The sequence below is a fragment of the Kosakonia sp. ML.JS2a genome (assembly GCF_025642095.1).
In the GTDB taxonomy this organism is placed as follows: domain Bacteria; phylum Pseudomonadota; class Gammaproteobacteria; order Enterobacterales; family Enterobacteriaceae.
Window position 1 is genome coordinate 3,721,242 of sequence record NZ_CP106754.1, and the last position, 20,689, is coordinate 3,741,930.

The following is a 20,689-nucleotide window of genomic DNA, read 5'->3' on the forward strand; positions in this document are numbered from 1 at the left end:
CCGGGTTCGCCCGGCTGTTGGCTTCCCCTTCCGACACTGAAAGAGGCAATCGGTACCCTATGAGTATTTCAATGACAACAAAACTCAGCTACGGATTTGGTGCATTTGGTAAGGATTTCGCGATCGGCATCGTCTACATGTACCTGATGTATTACTACACCGATATCGTCGGCCTGTCGGTCGGCATGGTCGGTACGCTGTTTCTGGTCGCGCGAATTCTTGATGCGCTGGCAGACCCGATCATGGGCTGGATAGTGGACTGCACCCGATCGCGCTGGGGGAAGTTTAAACCGTGGATTTTAATCGGCACGCTGACCAACTCGGTGGTGCTCTATATGCTGTTCAGCGCGCATCACTTTACGGGCGCAACCCAGCTGATCTGGGTGTGGGCGACTTACCTGCTGTGGGGCTTCACCTACACCATTATGGATGTGCCGTTCTGGTCGCTGGTGCCAACCATCACGCTGGATAAGCGCGAGCGCGAACAACTGGTGCCCTACCCACGCTTTTTCGCCAGTCTGGCAGGCTTTGTGACCGCCGGGATTGCCTTACCGTTCGTCAATGCCGTTGGCGGCGCGGATCGCGGTTTCGGTTTTCAGATGCTGACGCTGGTGTTAATTGCTTTTTTTGTTCTATCCACGCTCGTTACCCTGCGTAACGTGCATGAAGTTTACTCGTCAGATAAGCAGCCCAGCGCCGGGCAGAACGCTATGAGCCTGAAACAGATGGTGCAGCTGATTTTTAAAAACGATCAACTGGCTTGCCTGCTGGTGATGGCGCTGGCGTATAACACCGCTGCGAACGTGATTGAAGGGTTTGCCATCTACTACTTCACCTATGTGATTGGCAATGTCGACCTGTTTCCCTACTACATGTCCTATGCCGGCATTGCCAACCTGCTGATCCTGATTTTGTTCCCGAAACTGGTGAAGATCTTCTCCCGCCGGGTGCTGTGGGCGGGCGCATCGGTGTTGCCAGTGCTGAGCGGCGGTATATTGCTGTGGATGGCGCTGATGGGGCAGACCCATGCCTGGATGATTTTGCTGGCGGGCGTCTTTTTCAGTATCGGTAAAGCCTTCTTCTGGGTATTGCAGGTGATTATGGTGGCCGACACCGTCGATTACGGCGAATACAAACTGAATGTCCGTTGCGAAAGTATCGCCTATTCGGTGCAGACCCTGGTGGTGAAAGCCGGAGCGGCATTCGCGGCATACTTTATTGCCATTGTCCTCGGAGTGATTGGCTATGTGCCAAACGTTGCGCAGTCCGCCAGCACCTTAATGGGCATGCAAGTGATTATGCTGGCGCTGCCGGCCTGCTTCTTCCTGGTCTCGCTGCTGGTCTACTTCCGCTTCTACAAACTCAATGGCGACCTGCTGCGCCGCATCCAGATCCACCTGCTGGATAAATATCGCCACGTGGATAAACCCGCCGCGAAAACCGCGCAGCCGGTCATGGCGGACCAGATTCAGGTGTAGCACCATGATGACCAGGCAGCGGCGGCAACAGACTGCAGGTTGTCACTTTTAAGCAATACGTTGTCATCTGCGCGTGCGCACGCCAATGGCTCTCCGTGGAAACTGGGGAAAACCCCGACGGAGAGCCATGATGTTAACGACCCCCAGTGACAAATATAAACCGCACACGCCAGTGAAACTCAGCGACCGCCGCTGGCCGGACAACACCCTTACACGCGCGCCGCGCTGGTTATCCACCGACCTGCGGGACGGCAACCAGGCACTCGCCGAACCCATGGATGCAGCGCGTAAACTGAAGTTCTGGGATTTACTGCTCGCCTGCGGGTTTAAAGAAATTGAAGTCGCTTTCCCGTCCGCATCACAAACCGATTTCAATTTTGTGCGCCAGTTAATTGAGGAACAGCGCATCCCCGGCGATGTCACTATTCAGGTCTTAACGCAGGCGCGGGAAGACTTAATTGCCCGCACCTTTGAATCGTTGCAGGACGCGCATCGCGCCACGGTGCATTTATACAATGCCACAGCGCCCGTGTTTCGCGAGCAGGTCTTCCGCCAGAGCCGTGCAGAGATTGTCATGCTGGCCGTCAACGCGGCAAAACAGATCCGCCGCCAGTGTGAAGAGGCAACGGGCACCGAGTGGGTGTTTCAGTACTCGCCGGAAACGTTCTGTTTTACCGAAGCCGAATTTGCGCTGGAGATTTGCGAAGCAGTCGCCGATGTCTGGGCCCCTTCCCCCCTGCGGCCGATGATCATCAACCTGCCTGCCACGGTTGAAGTCAGCACACCGAATGTGTACGCCGACCAGATTGAGCACTTCTGCCGCCATTTCTCCCGCCGGAAACAGGTCTGCATCAGCGTGCATACCCATAACGATCGCGGCACGGGCATTGCCAGCGCGGAACTGGCGTTGCTGGCTGGCGCTGAGCGCGTAGAAGGGTGCCTGTTTGGCAATGGCGAGCGCACCGGGAACGCAGATCTGGTGACGCTGGCGCTGAACCTCTATACCCAGGGCATCGCCCCGCAGCTCGATTTCAGCGAAATGAAAAAAGTGGTGGAGATCGTCGAAGAGTGCAACCAGCTCCCCGTTGCGCCACGCCATCCTTACGCCGGAGAACTGGTGTTTACGGCGTTTTCCGGCTCGCATCAGGATGCCATCAAAAAAGGGTTCGCCGCCCGCCAGCATGCCCCGGCTCCGTACTGGGACGTGCCCTACCTGCCGCTCGATCCGGCGGACGTCGGTTGCAGCTACGAAGCGGTGATCCGCGTGAACAGCCAGTCCGGCAAAAGCGGCGCGGCATGGTTGCTGGAACAGAACCACGGCCTGAGTCTGCCGCGTAAACTGCAACAGGCCTTCAGCCAGCAGGTACAGCATGAAGCCGATCGCGCAGGGAAAGAGATGTCGCAAATGGCCATCTGGAACCTGTTCCGCCAGCGTTACGGTCTGGTGGATCAGCCCGCGCTGCAACTGATTGAGTACACCTGCACTAACCAGCCGGGGCAAGAGACCGCCCTGTTGGCGGAAATCCGCTACGAGGGCAACGCACTGAAGTTCGGCGCGACCGGCAACGGTTTTCTTTCCGCCGCCATCACCGCACTGTGCCGAAGCCTGAAAGTGGAGATCAACATTGAGAGCTATCACGAACATACGCTGGGGAAACACAGCGACAGCCGCTCAGTAGCCTATGTCTGCTGCGAAAATAAAAAAGGCGAGCGCGCCTGGGGCGTGAGCATTGATAGCGACATAACCCGCGCCTCATTACAGGCGTTGCTGAACGCTGCCGGGCAGTTTATTACGGCGTAAAGTAATCGCCGGGCGGCACGCCCATCACCCGGCGAAACATGGCGCTAAAGGCGCTGGGATTCGCATAGCCGGAGTCCAGCGCCACCTGCGTGACCGGCTCACCTCTGGCCAGCCGCGTCAGCGCAACCAGCAATCGCGCGCGCCGCACCCATTCGCTGAACTGCAACCCGGTTTGCTGGTAGAAATGGCGCGACAGCGTGCGTCCACTCATGCTCACCTGGCGGGCGGCATTTTCCAGCGTCCACGCTCCGGCGGGCGTTGCACGCACCGCATCGCACAGCTGTTTTAAACGGGGTGACGAGGGTTCCGGTAAACAAAACGGCAGCGTGTTCATCAGGCGGATTTCATCGAGGATCAACTCATAAATACGCTCCGCCCGCGTCCCGGCCTGATATGCCTCAGGCAAATCCAGGGCGTTCACGATCAGCGCCCGCAATAACTCACTGATCCGCACCACCTGGCAGACAACCGGCAGATCGGCGCGCGCCAGCGGCTGCACAAACACGCCCCGCGCCTGCACGTCGCCGTCGATATGCAGGGCATGAGAAACGTGCGCCGGGATCCAGACGCCACGGGCTGGCGGCACTACCCACGTTCCCTGCGCGGTTTCAACGCGGATCACGCCGCTCAGGGTATGAATCAGTTGATCGCAAGGGTGCGTATGCCACTGCTCATGCTCGCCATGCCGGTAGTCATGGGCATAAGGGATCAGAGAACGAAGGGAGAAATCCAAAACGAAAGTCTGTTTCACGGCGCGCCTGTAGGGGTCATTGGCAGAGTCACCCTACCTTAAACAGCGCCGCGTTTTCTGTCATCCGTTGTCTGCGTCGCCGGAAAGCGGCAGGCCGAAGCACAGACACACGCACAGGCCCGGTAAGTCACACGCCACCGGGCACAGTGCAAAACACTTACTGCCCGTAGTAAGCGTTTGAACCGTGCTTGCGCAAGTAGTGTTTATCCAGCAACGGTTGCTGCATATCCGGCAGTTGCGGCGCCAGCTGGCGGGAGAAGAGCCCCATATACGCGCACTCTTCCAGCACCACCGCGTTGTGCACCGCGTCGGCGGCGTTCTTGCCCCACGCAAATGGGCCGTGGGAATGCACCAGTACCGCCGGGATCTGCATCGGGTCGATATCACGCTGTTCGAAGGTTTTAATGATCACCTCCCCGGTCTGATACTCATACTCGCCGTTGATCTCCTCGTCGGTCATCAAGCGGGTGCAGGGGATCGCGCCGTAGAAGTAATCCGCATGGGTGGTTCCCCACGCAGGCAGATCCAGCCCGGCCTGCGACCAGATGGTGGCATGGCGCGAATGGGTATGCACAATGCCGCCAAGCTGCGGAAAGCGACGATACAGCGCCAGGTGCGTTGGCGTGTCGGATGACGGCTTTTTATTGCCCTCCACCACCCTACCGCTGGCAATCTCCACCACCACCATATCCTCTGCGGTCATCACGTCGTACTCCACGCCGGAGGGTTTGATCACCATCAGTGTGCCGCTCTCATCCACCGCGCTGACGTTACCCCAGGTGAAGGTCACCAGATGATGGGCGGGCAGCGCCAGGTTGGCGGCCAGCACCTCGGCTTTCAGTTGCTCTAACATACAAATCCTCCTTCCTGCATACGGGCTTCGATCCAGCGGCGGGCCTGGATAATTTCCAGCACCGGCTCTTTGGCTTTTTCGGTCCACATCTCAATTAAAAACGCGCCGCGGTAGTTCAGTTGGTGCAACGTGCGGAACACGCCGACAAAATCGACGCAGCCTTCGCCAAACGGCACATCGCGGAACTGACCAGGGCTCTCTTCAGTCACCGGCTGGGTATCTTTCAGATGAATAGCGGCAATGCGGTCGATCCCCAGCGCCAGCTCGGCAGACACATCGTTACCCCAGGCCGTCAGGTTGCCGACATCCGGGTAGACGCTAAACCACGGCGAGGCGAGCATGTCGTCCCATTTTTTCCATTTGCTGATGGAGTTCATAAAGGCGGTATCCATAATCTCGACCGCCAGCATCACCTGCGCAGCGGCGGCCTGTTCCACCGCCCACGCCAGCCCGTCAGCAAAACGCTGCTGCGTGCCCGCGTCATGCTCTTCGTAGTAAACGTCGTACCCGGCCAGTTGAATGGTGCGGATCCCAAGATCGCGCGCCAGACGGATAGCTTTTGTCATAATGTCCCGCGCCCGTTCACGCACGCGTTCATCACGGCTGCCAAACGGAAAACGGCGGTGCGCCGATAAGCACATCGACGGAATAGACACCCCGGTTTCCAGCATCGCTTCCACCAGCGATGCACGCTGTGTGGTACTCCACTCCAGGCGCGAAAGACGCTCATCGGTCTCATCAACGGACATTTCGACAAAATCGAAACCGCAGCTTTTCGCCAGCACCAACCTCTCCGGCCAGCTCAGATCTTTCGCCAGCGCTTTTTCATAAATACCCAACGGATGTGTGCGCATTACTTCTCTCCCCAGATGGCATCAATCTGCTGATGAAACTCGCGGGCAATCTGCTGCGGGTTCGCCGCGCCGGACAGTGCGCGCCCGGCAATAAAGGCTTTTACGTTAATGTCCTTAAACAGCGGCAGATCCGCAGGCGTCAGCCCGCCGGTGACCGACAGTTCGAGACCGATATCAGAAAGCGCCTTCATGCGCGCCAGATCCACCTCACCCCATTGCTGACCGCTGGCCTGCGCGTCACGGCCACGGTGGTAAATCGCCTGACGCACACCAGTGCGATACCAGTCGCGGGCGTCGTCGAAAGTCCAGTTGCCGAACAGCTCAATCTGAATTTCACCCTGGTGCGCCTGCGCAACCGCGTGACCTTTTTCGATAGTCGCCAGTGGCGCAGCACAGATAATGGTCATCCAGTTCGCGCCCGCACCAAGCGCCTGCTGTGCCAGCGTTTCCCCGGCGTCGGCGACTTTCCAGTCCGCAACGATGATCTTCTCCGGGCACTGGGCGCGCAGCGCGCGTACGGCGTTCACCCCTTCGCACAGGCACAAAATGGTGCCGGCTTCTACAATGTCGACATGATCCTGTAACAGCGCCACATCGCGCCGGGCAGCCGCGAGGCTGGTATGGTCTAGCGCCAGTTGCAGTAATGGTCGGCTCATAACGTCTGCTCCTTAATGCGGGCGTGAAAGCCCTGTAGTGCTTCAATCAAAATCTGGTAACGCGCGTATTTGCGCTGATAAGCGGCGTGGGCGGTCATATCCGGCGTCAGGGTGCGAATGTCATGCTTTAACACCTGCTGCGCGTGCTGGAAGTCGCGGTACTCGCCGGTACCGACAAGGGCGGCAAGCGCCGCGCCGAAACAGCCGGTCTCTTCCACCTGCGGCAGTTCCACAGGCAGCCCGCTGACATCCGCCAGCATCTGCATCCACACGTCGGAGTGCGCCGGACCGCCGGTGACGCGCAGCGCTTCAACGTGGGTAAAACGCGCCAGCATGCGGTTAAGGTGCGTCATATGGCAGAACACCACCCCTTCGTAGACCGCCTGTAAAAGGTGCGCTCGGGTATGCAGCGCCTGCATGCCGTAAAAACCGCTGGTCATCTCCAGGCCCGCGTTGCTGCCATACAAAAACGGCAGGAAAAACAGCTCGCTGCCCGCTTTGGGCAACGAGGCAACGGCGTGGTTTATCTCCTCAAATGACATGTCGCCCCACTGCGCGGTCAGCCACTCGAGGTTGCCGGAAGAGGTCGGGCTGGCTTCGTGCACAATGTACTGACCGTCGTTAACGTAGCGCCCGTACACATAGGGGTGGGCTTCGTTGTCGCGAAGGCCCTCCGCAATGCCGCTGGCCACGGCCCAAGTCCCCATCACCGCATTCAGCCGCTGTTCATCTTGCAGCCCGGCGCAGAGCGCGGTGGAAACCACATCAAACAGACCGCCCACGACGGGCGTACCCGCCGCGAGACCGGTTATGGCGGCTGCCTTAGCGGTGATTTCCCCGCAGATTTCTGCTGAACCCACAATCGGCGGTAACGCCGCATCAATTTCGCCAATCCCCAGCCACTGCGACAGACGCGCGTCGTAGTAACCCCGGGACATGTTGTAGAGGTTGGATTCCGAGATATTGCTCTCTTCACAGCCTTTGACGCCGGTCAGACACCAGCGCAAATAGTCGTGCCCCATCAGTACGCAGCCAATCTGCGCATAACGCTGCGGCTCGTTCTCTTTCAGCCAGCGCAGCAACGAGACCGGGTGCCCGGTCCACAGCGTCTGGCGGGTCAGCGGGTAAAGCTGTTGCGGAATGCCATCCTGTTGCCAGCGCTTCACCACTTCCAGCGCGCGGCGGTCGGACGAGAGCATCGCATTGCCCAACGGCTGATCGTTTTTATCCAGCAAAAACAGCCCCTTGCCCTGCGCAGAAATGCCCACGCCGCGAATGCGTTCGCCGGGGGTATGGGTGCGTTGCAGCAAACGCGAAACGGTCTGGGCACAGGCTGTCCACAACGCGCGCATATCGCGCTCGGCGTAACCGGGTTGCGGGCTGAGCGTCTTCAGAGACTGGCGTTCAATACCGTGCTCCCTGCCCTGGCTGTCATATAAACCGGCTTTCAGATAAGTACCGCCACAATCGATACCCAGCCAGAAGGTCTCTTTATCACTCATCGTCGTGCTCTCGTTTTTATTGCCGGATGGCGACGGCCTGATCCGGCTTACAGAATCGGTCATTCTCTTGCCCGGTCAGCGCAGCGCCGCCGGGCTGGTTGTCAGGCTTCGCGTTTACGGGTGCTGACCGGGCTGACTGAGACGTTTCCCGCGTCGCACTTCGCCGGGAGCAGCAGCGCCATCAGCGCCGCCAACGCCAGCGAAATAGCGAGGCAGTACACCCCGGCATCTTTGCTATACAGGTTGATCAGCACGCCCACGGCATAGGGGCCGCAGAAACCGCCGAGGTTACCCAGCGCGTTAATCACCCCACGCGCCCCGCCCGCCATCTCTGCGCTGAACAGACGCGCCGGAATGGTCCAGAACACGCCCGCCGCCGATTGCAGGAAGAAACCACACCCCACCAGCGCCGCATACGACAGCCAGATGCTCTCTTTCAGCGCCACGGAGAGGAACATGCACAGCGCAAAGCCCAGCAGCGGGACGGAGACGAACAGTTTGCGTTTACCGGTACGGTCAGAAAGGGACGAGAAGAGGAACATCCCGGCGATGGCCCCGAGGTACGGTAGGATGGCGAGCATGCCCACCTGCCCCATGGTGCTGTGGGTTAACTCTTTCAGAATGGTCGGCAGCCACAGGGTGTAGCCGTAGATCCCGGTCTGGTAGAAGAAGTTGAGGGCAATCAGTTGCCACATGGTTCTGTCGGACAGCACGGCGCTCAGCGAGGCGTTTTTCACCTCTTTGCCGGCAATTGCGCGCTGCTCAGCGGCCAGCGTCTCCACCAGATATTTTTTCTCTGCGTCGGAGATCCAACGGGCTTCCTGCGGACGGTCATAAATCGTAAGCGTCCACAGCACCAGCACAACAATGGAGAGCAAACCTTCAATGATAAACAGCCAGCGCCAGTCCAGCGCGGTGATGATCCAGCCAGAAAGCGGCGCCGTCACAATACCGGCAATCGGCACAAACATGATCACAATGGCATTGGCGCGCCCGCGTTCCGCATCCGGGAACCAGTTACTGATCATCGTCAGCACCACCGGCAACATGCCGCCTTCCGCCACGCCGAGTAAGAAGCGCAACGCCAGCAGTTGATACTGACTGGTGACAATACCGGTCAGGACGGAGATCACCGCCCAGGCCACCAGCGACCAGCCAATGAATTTTTTGCCGCTGCCGTGAACGGCGATTTTGCCGCCCGGCACCTGCAAGAACAGATAACCGATAAAGAAAATGCCCCCGGCGAGACCAGCCATGGATGCAGAAATCCCTAATTCCTGATCCATCCCGCCGGGCATGGCGAACGCGATATTCACGCGGTCCATGTACGAAATAATACAAGCGATAAGAATAGGAGGAATTATTCTTAACCAGCGCTGGCGCGGAATATCCGCAGATGTAGAGTAAGAGGACGTGTTCATAATTAGCATCTCGTTAAAAGTAACTGGTATGCGATGTCAGATATTTTTGTATTTATTGTCTGGCTTTATGTAAGGCGTTAATGCCGTCGCGTAATATTTCCACGCGATGTCCCACACTGGCGTTGGCATCAATTTCCAGTAATTTAATACCGGTAAAGGACAAACTCTCTGGCGCAGCGACCTGAAATAAGGCGTTGGCGCTGTCGACGGTTAATAAACTCTCCGGGCAGAACGGCGCAAACGGTGCGTGCAGATCCTGCCACTCTCCGTATGGGCCGTTTTCCGTGGTACCGGAAAACATCAGCCCGCGCAGTTTTCCGGCTTGTTGCGCCTGCCGGGTATGGGCCAGCGGCAACGTGGTGTTGCGCCCTTCAATGGCGGAACGCGCCCAGTTAATGCACACGCCGATCTCATAACCCGCCAGCGTTTCCAGCACGTTCTCCAGCGGTAAAAACCCTTTGCGCGGCGCAGCGGCATTCATGGCATCACAGTGTTCCAGCACCAGTTCACACGTCCAGTCCCAACTGGCTATCTCCTTGATCGAGCGGGCAAACGCCTCGGTGGCCTGTTCCACGCTGGCATTGCCTGCTAATGGCGCGGCCTGCATTTCCAGCGCGATGACCTTGCCGGGGAAACGGGCATTCAGCGCAGCGATCTTGTCATGCACATGACGGTAATACGCCACGCAGGCACGGCGCTGCGCTTCATCACTGGAGGCGAGACCAAAACCGCGTTCGCCACCGCCACGGCGACGCATGGTTTCCATCACCGCCGTGACGACAATGTGCCACTCACCCGGCGTATGCGTTAACAGCCACTCGTCACCAAGCGGATGCAGTTCTTCCAGGCACGGCTGCTCCAGCCCGGCAATGTGCGGGGTATCCGCCAGTTGCCGCCAGAAATCCTGCTCTTGCTGTTCCCCCTGTTGGTGAAAAGAAGGCGCGCAGGGATACGCGCCGATAATATAACCGGCGTTATGACGCTTCATATTTAGCTCCTGCTTATTCGTGAATTAATTCAATGCAGAAATAGCCACCTTGACGACAATTTTACGAATAGGCGTGGCGCGATATTTATTACAAGCGGGACGGTGTACATCCTGCGGGAAAAATATCGCGTAGCTGCCAGGCACCATTTCAAAAAAAGATTCGTTCTCGCTCGCCTGATAAAAAATAATATCGCGCTGCTCCAGCAAGTTTTCCGCAATCACGTTATTACCGGTATCGATGGCAATACCGATTTCCTCTTCACCCCATGCCATAAACTGGATATCCAGATACTTGCGGTGCACTTCCGGTTTTTGCTCCTCGCGGGGCCGGGTGGTGAGATCGAGGATCTGCGCAAATATGGTGCGCCCTTCGATTTCTACCACGCCAGGCTCAAGCATGCGGAAATCCGTGGTGCGCAGGAAATCGAGCGCTTTTTCAATCGCCGCCGGTAAACGGCAGGGATTGGGCTGTGAAATATGGCCGAATAGCATCGTTCGCTCCTTACAGCGCCTGGATCTTCGCCCATACGCTGTCATCAACGGTGATACCGTCGCGACGGTTTTCTTCCAGCAGGCGCGTAAACTCGTGGCCCGGCAGACGAACAGGTGCGTTTTCATCCGCGCGTTCCGCACTGGTGATGTAATCCATAATGCGTTGCAGCTTGGCGTCACGGCTTGCGCCATCGATCAGCTTGTCGACTTCGATGGCGATAAACACCTGCGAAATGCCGTATTCATCGCTGTTCTCTTCGGTGACTTCAGCAACTGATGCCCCGTCTGACAGCAGAGTGGCGATCATGTCCAGCACGATGGATAAACCGGAACCTTTCCAGTAGCCCATCGGCAGAATGCGGCGGTTTTTCTCAATCACGCCGGGTTCTTTCGTTAACTTGCCGTCGTCGTCAAAGCCGCCATCTACCGGCAGTTCGCGCCCGGCCAGGCGGTTCACTTCCAGCATGCCGTAGGAGAACATCGACATCGACATATCCACCATGGTGATTGGCGTTGAGGGGATCGCCACAATCAGCGGGTTGGTGCCAATGCGGCACTCTTTCGCGCCCCACGGCGGCATCACGGCGATGGAGTTGGTCCAGCAAATGCCGATATAGCCCTTCTCTGCCGCCTGCCAGCCATAGCTGCCGCCGCGCATCCAGTGGTTGGCGTTACGCACCGCCACCAGACCAATACCGTGATCGGATGCCAGTTCAATGGCGCGATCCATCATCTTCTTCGCGGTTAAGTTGCCAATCGAACGCTGCGCGTCCCACTGCTCAATCGCGCCGAGGTTCGCAATGCGCTTCGCCTGTGCATCCGGAATGATGTCACCGGCATCCAGTTGCTGAATGAAACGCGGAAAGCGGTTCACACCGTGTGAATAGACACCCGACTCGGTGGTACGGGCAAACATCTCCGCGCAGGCGTCGGCAGTCTCTTCACGCACATTGCGGGAACGCAAAACGCGTTTGAAGGATTGCTTAAGCTCTTCGAAGGTAACCTTCATCTTTTTCTCCTGGTTGCATCGGACTTCTGTGTTGTTTTTATACTCCTGAATTTCAAAATACGAAATACCATTCCACATAACAAAACACCGATGTGTGATCCACGCTTCACTTTAAATTTCGAAGTTGATTACTATCAAAGGCTTATAAACATAACCTGATTTTGTGTGGCCCGTTCCATTTTGCGCTAGTATTGAGGCTGGCAAAATTAACGGGTCCAAAAGCGGCAGGAAGCGAGAACGCATCAATGCAAGACGAAAAAGAGAAACCGGCGGGCAGTCAAAGCCTGTTCCGCGGATTACAACTGCTGGATATTCTGAGTAACTACCCGAATGGCTGCCCCTTAGCCCATCTTTCCGAACTGGCTCAGTTGAACAAAAGCACCGTGCACCGTTTGTTGCAGGGGCTGCAATCGTGCGGCTATGTCAAACCGGCACCCGCGGCAGGCAGCTACCGGCTCACCACCAAATGTATCGCCATCGGGCAAAAGGCGTTGTCTTCGCTGAATATTATTCACGTGGCCGCCCCCCATCTTGAAGCCCTCAATCTGGCGATCGGGGAAACCATCAACTTTTCCACCCGCGAAGATGACCACGCGATTTTAATTTATAAATTAGAACCGACCACCGGCATGTTAAGAACGCGGGCCTATATCGGTCAGCATCAGGAGTTATATTGCTCCGCAATGGGCAAAGTCTATATGGCCTTCGGTCAGCCGGAATATGTGGAGCAATACTGGAAAAGCCATCGCGAATATATTAAACCGCTCACCCGTTACACCATTGACAAGCTCGATGTGATGCAACAGGAGTTGAAAGAGATCCGCGCGCAGAAATGGGCAAAAGACCGTGAAGAGAATGAGTTAGGTGTCTCCTGCCTGGCGGTTCCGGTGTTCGACATTCATGGTCGGGTGCCTTATGCCGTCTCTATTTCGTTATCCACTTCGCGCCTTGAATTATTAGGCGAAGCGCGTCTGCTTGCGGCGTTACAAAATACCGCCAAAGAAATTTCACAGGAATTAGGCTACGAAGCCGAAGCGTAAAATAAATGCCCGTTAGCTTTTTTTCAGCAGCGGGCAATTATGACAATACTCAACCGGTTGTGATGCCTTGTAATAAAAACAGCAGGTGCGGCGAAAACGCACCGCCTGCCCTGCTGCATTGTTTTGCAACGGTCGACGAAAGCGTTTTAACGGGTTCCATGCCAGCCCAAACTGTTCCGGCTCAGCCTGTTCCAGCAGCCAGTGCAAATCCGCCTGCCGACGCTGTTCCTGCACCGCATCCAGCGTCTCCATGCGCCCCTGATACAGCGAATAGACCCGCACGGCGGTGTTTTCCCACAAGATAGCCTCCGGCAGGCCACTCACCCGTGCCAGGCTTTGCCACAGCGGCGCGAAATAGCCTTTAAACAACGTGCTGACAATCTCCGCACGCCACGTCTCACGCCCCCCAGAAGCGGCCTGCGTGGTGGTAACATCCACCGGCAGCGAGGAGCGCCACACCCCATTATCGTGCGCATACTCCAGTCGACTGGCGGTTAACGACAATGGCAGACCTTTATCAAACACCGTCATGGCATACAGCACGTTGCCGGAAGCGAGAAAGGCCAGCCGTTTGGCAAGCAACGACGCGGCAATCGCCAGATCCGGCGCGCCCATAAGCGTCATCACCCGTTGCAACACCGCGCGGCAGGTGTCGTCATCCAGCATGGCGGATGCGGGCACGCTGCGTTCATCCGCCTGCGCCAGGCTGCGCAGACGAAACGCGTTGTGCAGGTAAGCGTACTCTTCAGGACTCAGCATGCGAGTCACCAGGAAAAGGGATACACAACGGCGTGTGGAAAAAGGGATCGTCAATAATACGGCAACGCAGATTAAACACATCCTGTACCAGTGTTTCACTCATGATCTGCTGCGGTGCACCCTGCGCGTAAACGCGCCCGTCATGCACCGCCACCAGGTGGTCGGCATAGCGGCAGGCCAGATTGAGATCGTGCAGCACCATCACAATGTTTTTTCCCTGCTGGCGATTGAGCGTGCGTAACAGTTCGAGGATCTCAATCTGATGCGCCAGGTCGAGATAGGTCGTGGGTTCGTCTAATAACAACGTACCGGTGGCTTGCGCCAGCGTCATGGCGATCCACACGCGCTGGCGCTGCCCACCGGAGAGCGCATCCACCGGGCGGTGCTGTAAAGAGGCAGTGCCCGTCAGTCGCAACGCCTCATTGACCTGCTTATCGTCCTCTTCGGACCACTGGCGTAACCAGTTCTGCCAGGGAAAACGCCCAAGGCTGACCAACTGGCGGACGGTGATCCCCTCCGGTGCAACCGGGGTTTGCGGCAGGATCGCCAGCTTTTGCGCCACCTGTTGCGTTGCGCTGGCATGGATATCCAGACCATCGAGAATGACGCGACCGGACTGCGGCGTTAACAGGCGCGCCATCGCTTTTAGCAGCGTGCTTTTGCCACAGCCGTTACTGCCAATCAGCACCGAGACGCGCCCTGCGGGCAGGGCCAGATCCAACGCGTTAATCACCATTTGCTGTTGATAGCTGACGCTCAGCTTGTCAGTTGAAAGAGACACAGATTCCCCATTGCATTACGTCCGCTGCCGGATAAGCAGCCACAAAAAGAATGGCGCACCAGCAAGCGCCACAAAAATCCCGGCCGGGAGATCGGCGGGCCGGAACAGCGTTCGAGCTGCCAGATCGGCAATCATCACCATCACGCCTCCGCCGCTTACCGCCACACAGGCCTGGCCGACAAAGCCGTTACGCACCCACAACCGGGCAATGTGCGGTGCGATCAACCCGACAAACGCCATCGCGCCCACCTGCGCAATCGCGCCACCCGCCAGCACCACGCTGCCGAGCATCAGCAACATGCGTATCGCGTTTACCCGAATCCCCAACCCCAGCGCTTGCTCATCATTCAGTTGCAGCACGTTCAGGTAACGGATAAGACAAAACAGCAGCGGAACCGCCCACAGATAGACGGCAATCAGGTGCAACACTTTTTCCCACGTGGCGGCGTACACACTGCCGCTCAGCCAGACCCATGCCGACAGCGTGGTGGTGAGCGGGCTGAACACCAGCACCAGCGACACAATCGCGCCTGCCAGCGCCGAAACGCCGACTCCCGTCAGGATCAGCCGCAGCGGCGTGAGCCCTTTGCGCCAACTGAGCAGAAAAACCAGCCCCACCGCGCACGCTGCGCCGGCCATCGCCGCATAAGGCAACATGCCGCTGCCATACTGCACACTGAAGCCCGCCAGCCAGATCAACGCACCCGCGCTGGCTCCGGTGGTGACCCCCAGCGTATCCGGCGAGGCCAGTGGGTTACGCACCAGCATCTGGATAATCAGCCCCGCAATGCCAAGGCCGCCACCTGCCAGTAACGCCAGCGCCACGCGCGGTAAACGCAGCTCATGCAGAATAAAACTCTGCGGCGACGCATCCGGGCTGAGCAACAGTGTGAACGTCTGCGAAAGCGGCAGCAGCACATCGCCAATGCTTAACGACACCAGCGCCAGCACCAGCGTCACAAGCAGGCAACTCAGCACCAACGGGATACGCCCGCGCGCGGACTGGCGGGAAAACGCACCCCAGCGCAACACCGGATTACCCCGCATGGCTCCCCCTTCGCTGCGCCAGCATGATAAAGAACGGTGCGCCCAGCAGTGCGGTCATCACACCAACCGGCACCTCCTGCGGCACAATGATCAGCCGGGCAGCAATATCAGCCGCCAGCAGCAGTAACGCCCCCAGCAGCGCACAAGCGGGTAAGGTCCGGCGTAAATCGCTGCCAAAGATCTGGCGAACAATGTGCGGCACCATCAGCCCGACAAAGCCGATATTACCGGCCAGCGCCACCGCGCAGCCTGCAAGGCCAACCACCAGCACACTGGCAATCAACCGCACCCGGGCAATGTTCTGCCCCAGCCCGCGGGCGATCGCTTCCCCGGCGTTCAGTACATTCATCTGCCGCGCGAACAGCACCGCAATCACCACCAGCCCGGCGCCCGGCAACAGCAGCGGATAAAGCCGCGTCGCATCACTGGCGGACAGACTGCCCGCCAGCCAGAACAGCATCGTATCGAGGCTTTGCTGATCAATAACGAGGATTGCCTGGGTGAAAGCGTTACACAGCGCGGTGATCGCCACCCCGGCCAGCACCAGCCGCAGCGGATTGAGCTGACCATTGCTGACGTTGCTGACAAACCACACCAGCATGCCGGTGGTACACGCACCGAGAAACGCCAGCAGCAGAGTGATCCACGGGTCGCCAATGGAAAACAGCGTACCGGCCAGCACAATCATCAGCGCCGCCCCGGCATTCACGCCAAACAGCCCCGGCGCAGCCAGCGGGTTACGGGTTAAGGCCTGCATCAGCGCTCCGGCGACCGCCAGAAACGCGCCCACGCACATCGCCAGTACCGTGCGCGGCAAACGCGAGGTCTGAATAATGGTATCCGCCGCGCGGGTCGCCTCCGGGTGCAACAGAGCAGCGGCAATCTGCGACGGGGTGTACCAGCCAGCGCCCGCCATCATGCTGAGCAATGCCAGTACTCCCAGCAAAAGCGCGCAGAGCAGAAACTTCATGGCCCCTCCCCGCGCACAAAACGCTCAACATCATCCAGTATGTGGTTGGCCCCCAGAATGCCGCCGGATAGGCTCCAGGGCACACTGTCCACCGTCATAATGCGCCGGGCTTGTACTGCCCGCAGTTGCTGCCACAGCGGGTGGGTAATCAATCGCCGGTACTGGCGGTCAATGGCCGGGCTGTTGGCGCGCAGCAGGATGAAAAAGAGATCCGCGTCCAGCAGCGGGATGTTCTCCAGCGTGGAGAAGCGCAGCGAGGCGCTACGGGTTTGCGCCGCCTGCGCATTCCACGTAAAGCCCAGTTCCGACATCACCGAGCCGGGAAAACTGTGCGCCACATAGCTGCGGATGTGGTCCGGACGGACTTCAATCACCGAGACCTGCGGCGGGTTTTGCGCGGAAAACTGCCGCGCCATTAAGGCCTTGATCGTCGCCACACGGCTGTCCCAGTGTTGCAGTAACATCGCAGCGGCAGGGCTCAGGCCGAGTGCATCCGCCACCACGGTCAGCGTTTTTTTAAACTCAAACACATCATCCAGCAGCGTCACCGGGGCGATCTTCGCCATCACGGGGACGATATCCTGGTGGCGAAAACGCGACGCAACGATGCGATCCGGTTGCAGCATGGCGATTTTTTCCAGCGCGGGCTGCGTTTCCAGCCCCAGTTGCGCCACCGAGGACAACATCGGACGCAAATAGCGGTACACCGGTTTTTCCGCCCACGACTCAACGATGCCGCACGGCGTTACGCCGAGCGCCACCAGGCTGTCCGTCGCGCCCTGGAACAGAGAAACCACGCGCGGTAAACGGGGCGTGGCGGCAAACAGCGACGGCGACAAACCGCCAAGCAAGAGTGCCTGGAGTAATCGTCTGCGTCGCAGCGAGCAATAATCAGGAGTCATCATCGTCAATCCGTGCTGTCGCCCCTTTTCAGAGGCGACGCGGGTCAGAAATCGAGACTGTAGCCCAGCGTTGCGGTACGCCCACGCCCGGCGAAGTAGCGATCCTCATCCACGGATGCACTCTGTGAGTAATAGGTGATGTACTGTTTATTCAGCAGGTTAGAAATCCCCAGGCTGAGCTGACCGTACGGCAGTTTATAACCGACCGCCGCATCCACCAGCACGTAGCCGGAGAAGTCTTTCTCCGCGTCATCAAACGACTTGCTGAGCGCCCAGTTGGCCTGCAGGAAGGTGGTCAGTTCCGCGTTCCAGTTTGCCGACCAGTTAGCGATGATGCGGTCCGGAGCGATGTTCAGGCCGTCCAGCTTCGCATCGAGGCTGCCGTTGTTGTCGCTGTCGTAACGCCCGCGCATATGCGACCAGGAGACGGTAAATTTGTGGTCCGCATTTGGCGTATAGCCCGCACTCAGTTCCACGCCGTCAATTTCGGTTTTCTCACGGCGGGCAACAAAGGCATCGTTGAGCAGCTCTACGCGGCTGCCCAGTTTAGAGGTGGATTGGTAATAGCTGGCTTCAAAATCAAACGGCGCGTGCTGCACGCGGAAGCCCACTTCGCTGTTTTTGGTGACGATCGGTTGCAGACCGGAGTAATCATCCAGTTTGACGCCCGGCGTGTCTATACCGCGCAACACGCGCCCGACATCCGGCACGGTGAAACCTTCACTGTAGCTGGCGAACAGGCTCAGCGGTTCAACCGGCGTCCAGACAATGCCCGCATTGTAGAGGGTTTGATCGAACGACGGATTGCCGCCTTCCACCGTGACGCGATCGTTGGCCCATACCGTCTGGTAACTGTCGATATTGAGCCGCGCATATTCATAGCGCACACCGCCGCTAAGTTTGACGGATGCCACCGGGCTGTACTCCAGTTGCAGGAACGGCGACAGATCGGTGTAATTAATTTCCGGCACATAGGTGCGCCCGGTGCCCCACAGATCCTGTTTGGAGTTATCAAACAGCGTGTCGAAACCGACCGTCGCCTTAATGCGATCGTCCCAGATGTCGTCTTTGGTCAGGGCAATTTTGCTACCGTACTTATCGGTGTACGCCCGCGTCTGGTCATACAGCGTGCCGAGGGGCGCAATGTTCGGATCCTGGAATGACGAGGAGTTGGTGGCGCCAAACAGCGCTTCGTAGCGCTGGTAATACGCCAGCACATTGAGCTTCATGCCCGCCAGGTTGTAATTATCGTAGGTGGTGCCAACCGTCCAGACATCGTTATGCGGCGCGACGCCTTCCGGGTTGCCTTTCACCGACGTGGTGACAATACCGGCCTCGCGATCGCCGGTCACACTGACGTAGTTATCTTTGTTTTTCAGGCGGTAGCGATTCAGGCTCAGTTGCACGCGCTGATCGTTATCCAGCCAGTAGCCCACTTTCGCCAGCAGATCCCAGGCGCGGGAATCCATCAAATCGCCCTGCGTATTATCAACACCAATGGCGTGATGATTGGCGTCTTTGAACAGGCCCTGATCTTCATAGCTCAATGCAAACAGGTAATCGATGTACTCTTCGCTGCCGTTGATGCTGTAGTTGGTTTTGTACGACAGCGTATCGCGATCGAATGCCGCCGTTGGCGTGGTGGTTTCCACGCTGACGTGCTGGTTCACCGTACCCGGCTTTGCACGTTTGGTAATAATGTTGATCACCCCGCCGGTGGCTCCTACGCCGTTGCTGGCGTTGGCCCCTTTGATCACTTCAATCCGCTCAATCATCGACGCATCAATGGTGTGCATTTCGCGTCCTGTCGGGCGCAACGGGTTAGATTGCGGAATGCCGTCAATCATCACCAGCGGCGTTCTGCCACGCAGCGTCTCCCCGCTGCCGGACATTTTTTGCCGCGGCGGAGAAAATGACGGGATCAGGTTACTGAGGATCTGCGACGTGTCAGAGGTGACCTGACGCTGCTGCGCGATCTCTTGTTCGGTGATGACTTTGATGACCTGGGGGGAATCATTGCGCGAACCGTCGGTTCGTGTGGCGGTCACAATCATTTCGTCACTGTTATCGCCCGTTCCACTCTGCGCATAAAGCGGAGCGGCGATGACCAATGAGAGCACGCCGTACAGCGGGGAAAATCTCATGCAAGCTATCCTCATTCTTCTATTCCCCCACAACCGCAGGGGATCATTCCGTAATAAAATCAAATAACAACAATAAGAAACAATTTGATACCGATTATCATTATCAAAAACAAAATGTAAAGTGAATATTTCCGCGCCGAAACTGAAAAAACATGCGCCAGCGACAACACAGAGAAAAGGAAAGAGGAGAAGGGAACGACAGCAATAGCCAGGCGAAAGTGGTCGCCCGGCGGTCAGCGCAGGTTACTGCCCGATCAGGTTTTCTTCCGACAGATGTTCAATAAAGGCAGCGATCGTGGAGGGAACGGGTCGGATGGGCAAACGCAATAAATGCATCGGTCGCATCGGCGGCGTGTAATCCGGCAATACCCGGTGCAGCTTGCCGGAAATGATATCGGCTTCAAGGATCACCGCGGAATTAAACGCAATCCCCAGCCCCGACAGTGCCGCCTGACGAACCGCATCACCGGAGTTCACAATCAGCCGTGGAATGATTTCCACTTCGTAGCGCCCTCCCGGCCCTTCCATTTGCCAGAAATGGTTTGATTGCCACTGGGTAAAACTGATGCAGTTATGTTTCGCCAGATCTTCAGGCGTCTTCGGCGTGCCGTAGGCTTCAAGGTAGGCGGACGATGCCGCCAGCAGCATGCGATAAGGGGGCATCGGCAAGGCGATTAACCCCTCATCGCGCACATTGCCAATGCGAATGGCAATCTGGAAACGCTCTTCAATCAGGTCAACACGCCGGTCGGTCAATACCAGATCGATATTCACTTCCGGGTAGCGCAGTAAGAAAGGCGTTAACACCGGTGTCAGCACGCGGTTGCCAAACGCCACTGGCGCGCTGATGCGCAGGTCGCCCGCCACTTCATCATTCAGGCGATGAACAATGGTATCCGCTTCGTGCACGGCGGAGAGGATCTGAATACCGTGCGCGTAAAAACGTTGCCCTGCGCCGGTCAGCCCCTGGCGTCGGGTACTGCGGTGGATCAACTGGCAACCGAGCCGCTTCTCCAGCTCGCGAATGTGCTTGCCCACCATTGCAGGGGTAATGCACATCACCTCCGCGGCGGCGGTGAAACTGCCTTTATCCGCAGAAAGGATGAACGCTTCAACGCTTTTCAGGTAGTCCATTTTTCGATACTCCGACCGTCAGTATTCGCATGATTATAAACTGACAGTAATAAATCAATAAAAAGAATGACTATTTATCCCCTCCTGGTTTTTGCCTAATAATGCCA

General features: G+C 57.8%; 19 protein-coding genes. 3 read left to right on the forward strand and 16 right to left on the reverse strand.

The window, feature by feature from the left end; all coding sequences use genetic code 11:
- Nucleotides 1-59: 59 nt before the first annotated feature.
- Complete coding sequence (melB, locus tag N7922_RS17740) at nucleotides 60-1,478, forward strand: melibiose:sodium transporter MelB (RefSeq protein WP_263097559.1); 1,419 nt, start codon at nucleotides 60-62, stop codon at nucleotides 1,476-1,478.
- A gap of 130 nt (nucleotides 1,479-1,608) precedes the next feature.
- Nucleotides 1,609-3,279: a 2-isopropylmalate synthase gene (leuA, locus tag N7922_RS17745; RefSeq protein ID WP_263100941.1), complete on the forward strand. Its 1,671-nt coding sequence runs from the start codon at nucleotides 1,609-1,611 to the stop codon at nucleotides 3,277-3,279.
- Here the strand turns inward: leuA and N7922_RS17750 are convergent.
- The 9 genes from N7922_RS17750 to yiaK form a co-directional block, all read right to left on the reverse strand.
- Nucleotides 3,269-4,030 carry an AraC family transcriptional regulator gene (locus tag N7922_RS17750; protein ID WP_263097560.1) on the reverse strand — a complete coding sequence of 254 codons (762 nt, stop codon included), beginning with the start codon at nucleotides 4,028-4,030 and terminating at the stop codon, nucleotides 3,269-3,271. The two genes, leuA and N7922_RS17750, sit on opposite strands and share 11 nt — an antisense overlap.
- Nucleotides 4,031-4,187: 157 nt before the next feature.
- The gene (gene araD / locus N7922_RS17755) at nucleotides 4,188-4,883 is read right to left on the reverse strand and encodes an L-ribulose-5-phosphate 4-epimerase (protein WP_263097561.1); all 696 of its coding nucleotides are present in this window, start codon (nucleotides 4,881-4,883) and stop codon (nucleotides 4,188-4,190) included.
- Nucleotides 4,877-5,737 (reverse strand): L-ribulose-5-phosphate 3-epimerase, encoded by an 861-nt coding sequence (locus N7922_RS17760; RefSeq protein WP_263097562.1) that lies wholly within the window; start codon nucleotides 5,735-5,737, stop codon nucleotides 4,877-4,879. Before N7922_RS17760 ends, araD begins: the two co-directional genes overlap by 7 nt.
- The gene (gene ulaD, locus N7922_RS17765; RefSeq protein ID WP_263097563.1) at nucleotides 5,737-6,393 is read right to left on the reverse strand and encodes a 3-keto-L-gulonate-6-phosphate decarboxylase UlaD; all 657 of its coding nucleotides are present in this window, start codon (nucleotides 6,391-6,393) and stop codon (nucleotides 5,737-5,739) included. Before ulaD ends, N7922_RS17760 begins: the two co-directional genes overlap by 1 nt.
- Entirely contained in the window at nucleotides 6,390-7,895 is a 1,506-nt protein-coding gene (locus N7922_RS17770; protein ID WP_263100942.1) for an FGGY-family carbohydrate kinase, read from the reverse strand. Before N7922_RS17770 ends, ulaD begins: the two co-directional genes overlap by 4 nt.
- Before the next feature lie 101 nt (nucleotides 7,896-7,996).
- Nucleotides 7,997-9,316, reverse strand: coding sequence for an MFS transporter (locus N7922_RS17775; RefSeq protein WP_263097564.1), 1,320 nt, complete (start codon nucleotides 9,314-9,316; stop codon nucleotides 7,997-7,999).
- A gap of 52 nt (nucleotides 9,317-9,368) precedes the next feature.
- Nucleotides 9,369-10,304, reverse strand: coding sequence for a DUF4862 family protein (locus N7922_RS17780; protein WP_263097565.1), 936 nt, complete (start codon nucleotides 10,302-10,304; stop codon nucleotides 9,369-9,371).
- Between the two features lie 24 nt (nucleotides 10,305-10,328).
- On the reverse strand, nucleotides 10,329-10,796 hold the full coding sequence (locus N7922_RS17785; RefSeq protein ID WP_263097566.1) for a YhcH/YjgK/YiaL family protein: 468 nt from the start codon (nucleotides 10,794-10,796) through the stop codon (nucleotides 10,329-10,331).
- A 10-nt stretch (nucleotides 10,797-10,806) separates the two neighbouring features.
- The gene (gene yiaK, locus N7922_RS17790; RefSeq protein ID WP_263097567.1) at nucleotides 10,807-11,805 is read right to left on the reverse strand and encodes a 3-dehydro-L-gulonate 2-dehydrogenase; all 999 of its coding nucleotides are present in this window, start codon (nucleotides 11,803-11,805) and stop codon (nucleotides 10,807-10,809) included.
- Nucleotides 11,806-12,050: 245 nt separating this feature from the next.
- Between yiaK and N7922_RS17795 the strand changes: the two genes are divergently transcribed.
- Nucleotides 12,051-12,845 (forward strand): IclR family transcriptional regulator, encoded by a 795-nt coding sequence (locus N7922_RS17795; RefSeq protein WP_263097568.1) that lies wholly within the window; start codon nucleotides 12,051-12,053, stop codon nucleotides 12,843-12,845.
- A 12-nt stretch (nucleotides 12,846-12,857) separates the two neighbouring features.
- Here the strand turns inward: N7922_RS17795 and N7922_RS17800 are convergent, their stop codons facing one another.
- The 7 genes from N7922_RS17800 to N7922_RS17830 form a co-directional block, all read right to left on the reverse strand.
- On the reverse strand, nucleotides 12,858-13,604 hold the full coding sequence (locus N7922_RS17800) for an IucA/IucC family C-terminal-domain containing protein (protein WP_263097569.1): 747 nt from the start codon (nucleotides 13,602-13,604) through the stop codon (nucleotides 12,858-12,860).
- The gene (locus N7922_RS17805; protein WP_317633843.1) at nucleotides 13,591-14,385 is read right to left on the reverse strand and encodes an ABC transporter ATP-binding protein; all 795 of its coding nucleotides are present in this window, start codon (nucleotides 14,383-14,385) and stop codon (nucleotides 13,591-13,593) included. The genes N7922_RS17800 and N7922_RS17805 overlap by 14 nt, the downstream gene beginning before the upstream one ends.
- 15 nt (nucleotides 14,386-14,400) lie before the next feature.
- Nucleotides 14,401-15,432: a FecCD family ABC transporter permease gene (locus N7922_RS17810; protein ID WP_263097570.1), complete on the reverse strand. Its 1,032-nt coding sequence runs from the start codon at nucleotides 15,430-15,432 to the stop codon at nucleotides 14,401-14,403.
- Nucleotides 15,422-16,402 (reverse strand): FecCD family ABC transporter permease, encoded by a 981-nt coding sequence (locus N7922_RS17815; protein ID WP_263097571.1) that lies wholly within the window; start codon nucleotides 16,400-16,402, stop codon nucleotides 15,422-15,424. Before N7922_RS17815 ends, N7922_RS17810 begins: the two co-directional genes overlap by 11 nt.
- Entirely contained in the window at nucleotides 16,399-17,307 is a 909-nt protein-coding gene (locus N7922_RS17820) for an ABC transporter substrate-binding protein (protein ID WP_263097572.1), read from the reverse strand. Before N7922_RS17820 ends, N7922_RS17815 begins: the two co-directional genes overlap by 4 nt.
- A gap of 41 nt (nucleotides 17,308-17,348) precedes the next feature.
- Nucleotides 17,349-19,448, reverse strand: a complete 2,100-nt coding sequence (locus N7922_RS17825; protein ID WP_263097573.1) for a TonB-dependent receptor — start codon at nucleotides 19,446-19,448, stop codon at nucleotides 17,349-17,351.
- 243 nt (nucleotides 19,449-19,691) lie between these two features.
- Nucleotides 19,692-20,582, reverse strand: coding sequence for a LysR family transcriptional regulator (locus N7922_RS17830; protein ID WP_061496769.1), 891 nt, complete (start codon nucleotides 20,580-20,582; stop codon nucleotides 19,692-19,694).
- Nucleotides 20,583-20,689: the final 107 nt, after the last annotated feature.

Excerpts from the sequence above, each read along its gene's own strand:
- melB (WP_263097559.1), top strand. The coding sequence starts at position 60 with ATGAGTATTTCAATGACAACAAAACTCAGCTACGGATTTGGTGCATTT.
- leuA (WP_263100941.1), top strand. The coding sequence starts at position 1,609 with ATGTTAACGACCCCCAGTGACAAATATAAACCGCACACGCCAGTGAAA.
- araD (WP_263097561.1), bottom strand. The coding sequence starts at position 4,883 with ATGTTAGAGCAACTGAAAGCCGAGGTGCTGGCCGCCAACCTGGCGCTG.
- N7922_RS17760 (WP_263097562.1), bottom strand. The coding sequence starts at position 5,737 with ATGCGCACACATCCGTTGGGTATTTATGAAAAAGCGCTGGCGAAAGAT.
- ulaD (WP_263097563.1), bottom strand. The coding sequence starts at position 6,393 with ATGAGCCGACCATTACTGCAACTGGCGCTAGACCATACCAGCCTCGCG.
- N7922_RS17770 (WP_263100942.1), bottom strand. The coding sequence starts at position 7,895 with ATGAGTGATAAAGAGACCTTCTGGCTGGGTATCGATTGTGGCGGTACT.
- N7922_RS17775 (WP_263097564.1), bottom strand. The coding sequence starts at position 9,316 with ATGAACACGTCCTCTTACTCTACATCTGCGGATATTCCGCGCCAGCGC.
- N7922_RS17780 (WP_263097565.1), bottom strand. The coding sequence starts at position 10,304 with ATGAAGCGTCATAACGCCGGTTATATTATCGGCGCGTATCCCTGCGCG.
- N7922_RS17785 (WP_263097566.1), bottom strand. The coding sequence starts at position 10,796 with ATGCTATTCGGCCATATTTCACAGCCCAATCCCTGCCGTTTACCGGCG.
- yiaK (WP_263097567.1), bottom strand. The coding sequence starts at position 11,805 with ATGAAGGTTACCTTCGAAGAGCTTAAGCAATCCTTCAAACGCGTTTTG.
- N7922_RS17795 (WP_263097568.1), top strand. The coding sequence starts at position 12,051 with ATGCAAGACGAAAAAGAGAAACCGGCGGGCAGTCAAAGCCTGTTCCGC.
- N7922_RS17800 (WP_263097569.1), bottom strand. The coding sequence starts at position 13,604 with ATGCTGAGTCCTGAAGAGTACGCTTACCTGCACAACGCGTTTCGTCTG.
- N7922_RS17810 (WP_263097570.1), bottom strand. The coding sequence starts at position 15,432 with ATGCGGGGTAATCCGGTGTTGCGCTGGGGTGCGTTTTCCCGCCAGTCC.
- N7922_RS17815 (WP_263097571.1), bottom strand. The coding sequence starts at position 16,402 with ATGAAGTTTCTGCTCTGCGCGCTTTTGCTGGGAGTACTGGCATTGCTC.
- N7922_RS17820 (WP_263097572.1), bottom strand. The coding sequence starts at position 17,307 with ATGATGACTCCTGATTATTGCTCGCTGCGACGCAGACGATTACTCCAG.
- N7922_RS17825 (WP_263097573.1), bottom strand. The coding sequence starts at position 19,448 with ATGAGATTTTCCCCGCTGTACGGCGTGCTCTCATTGGTCATCGCCGCT.
- N7922_RS17830 (WP_061496769.1), bottom strand. The coding sequence starts at position 20,582 with ATGGACTACCTGAAAAGCGTTGAAGCGTTCATCCTTTCTGCGGATAAA.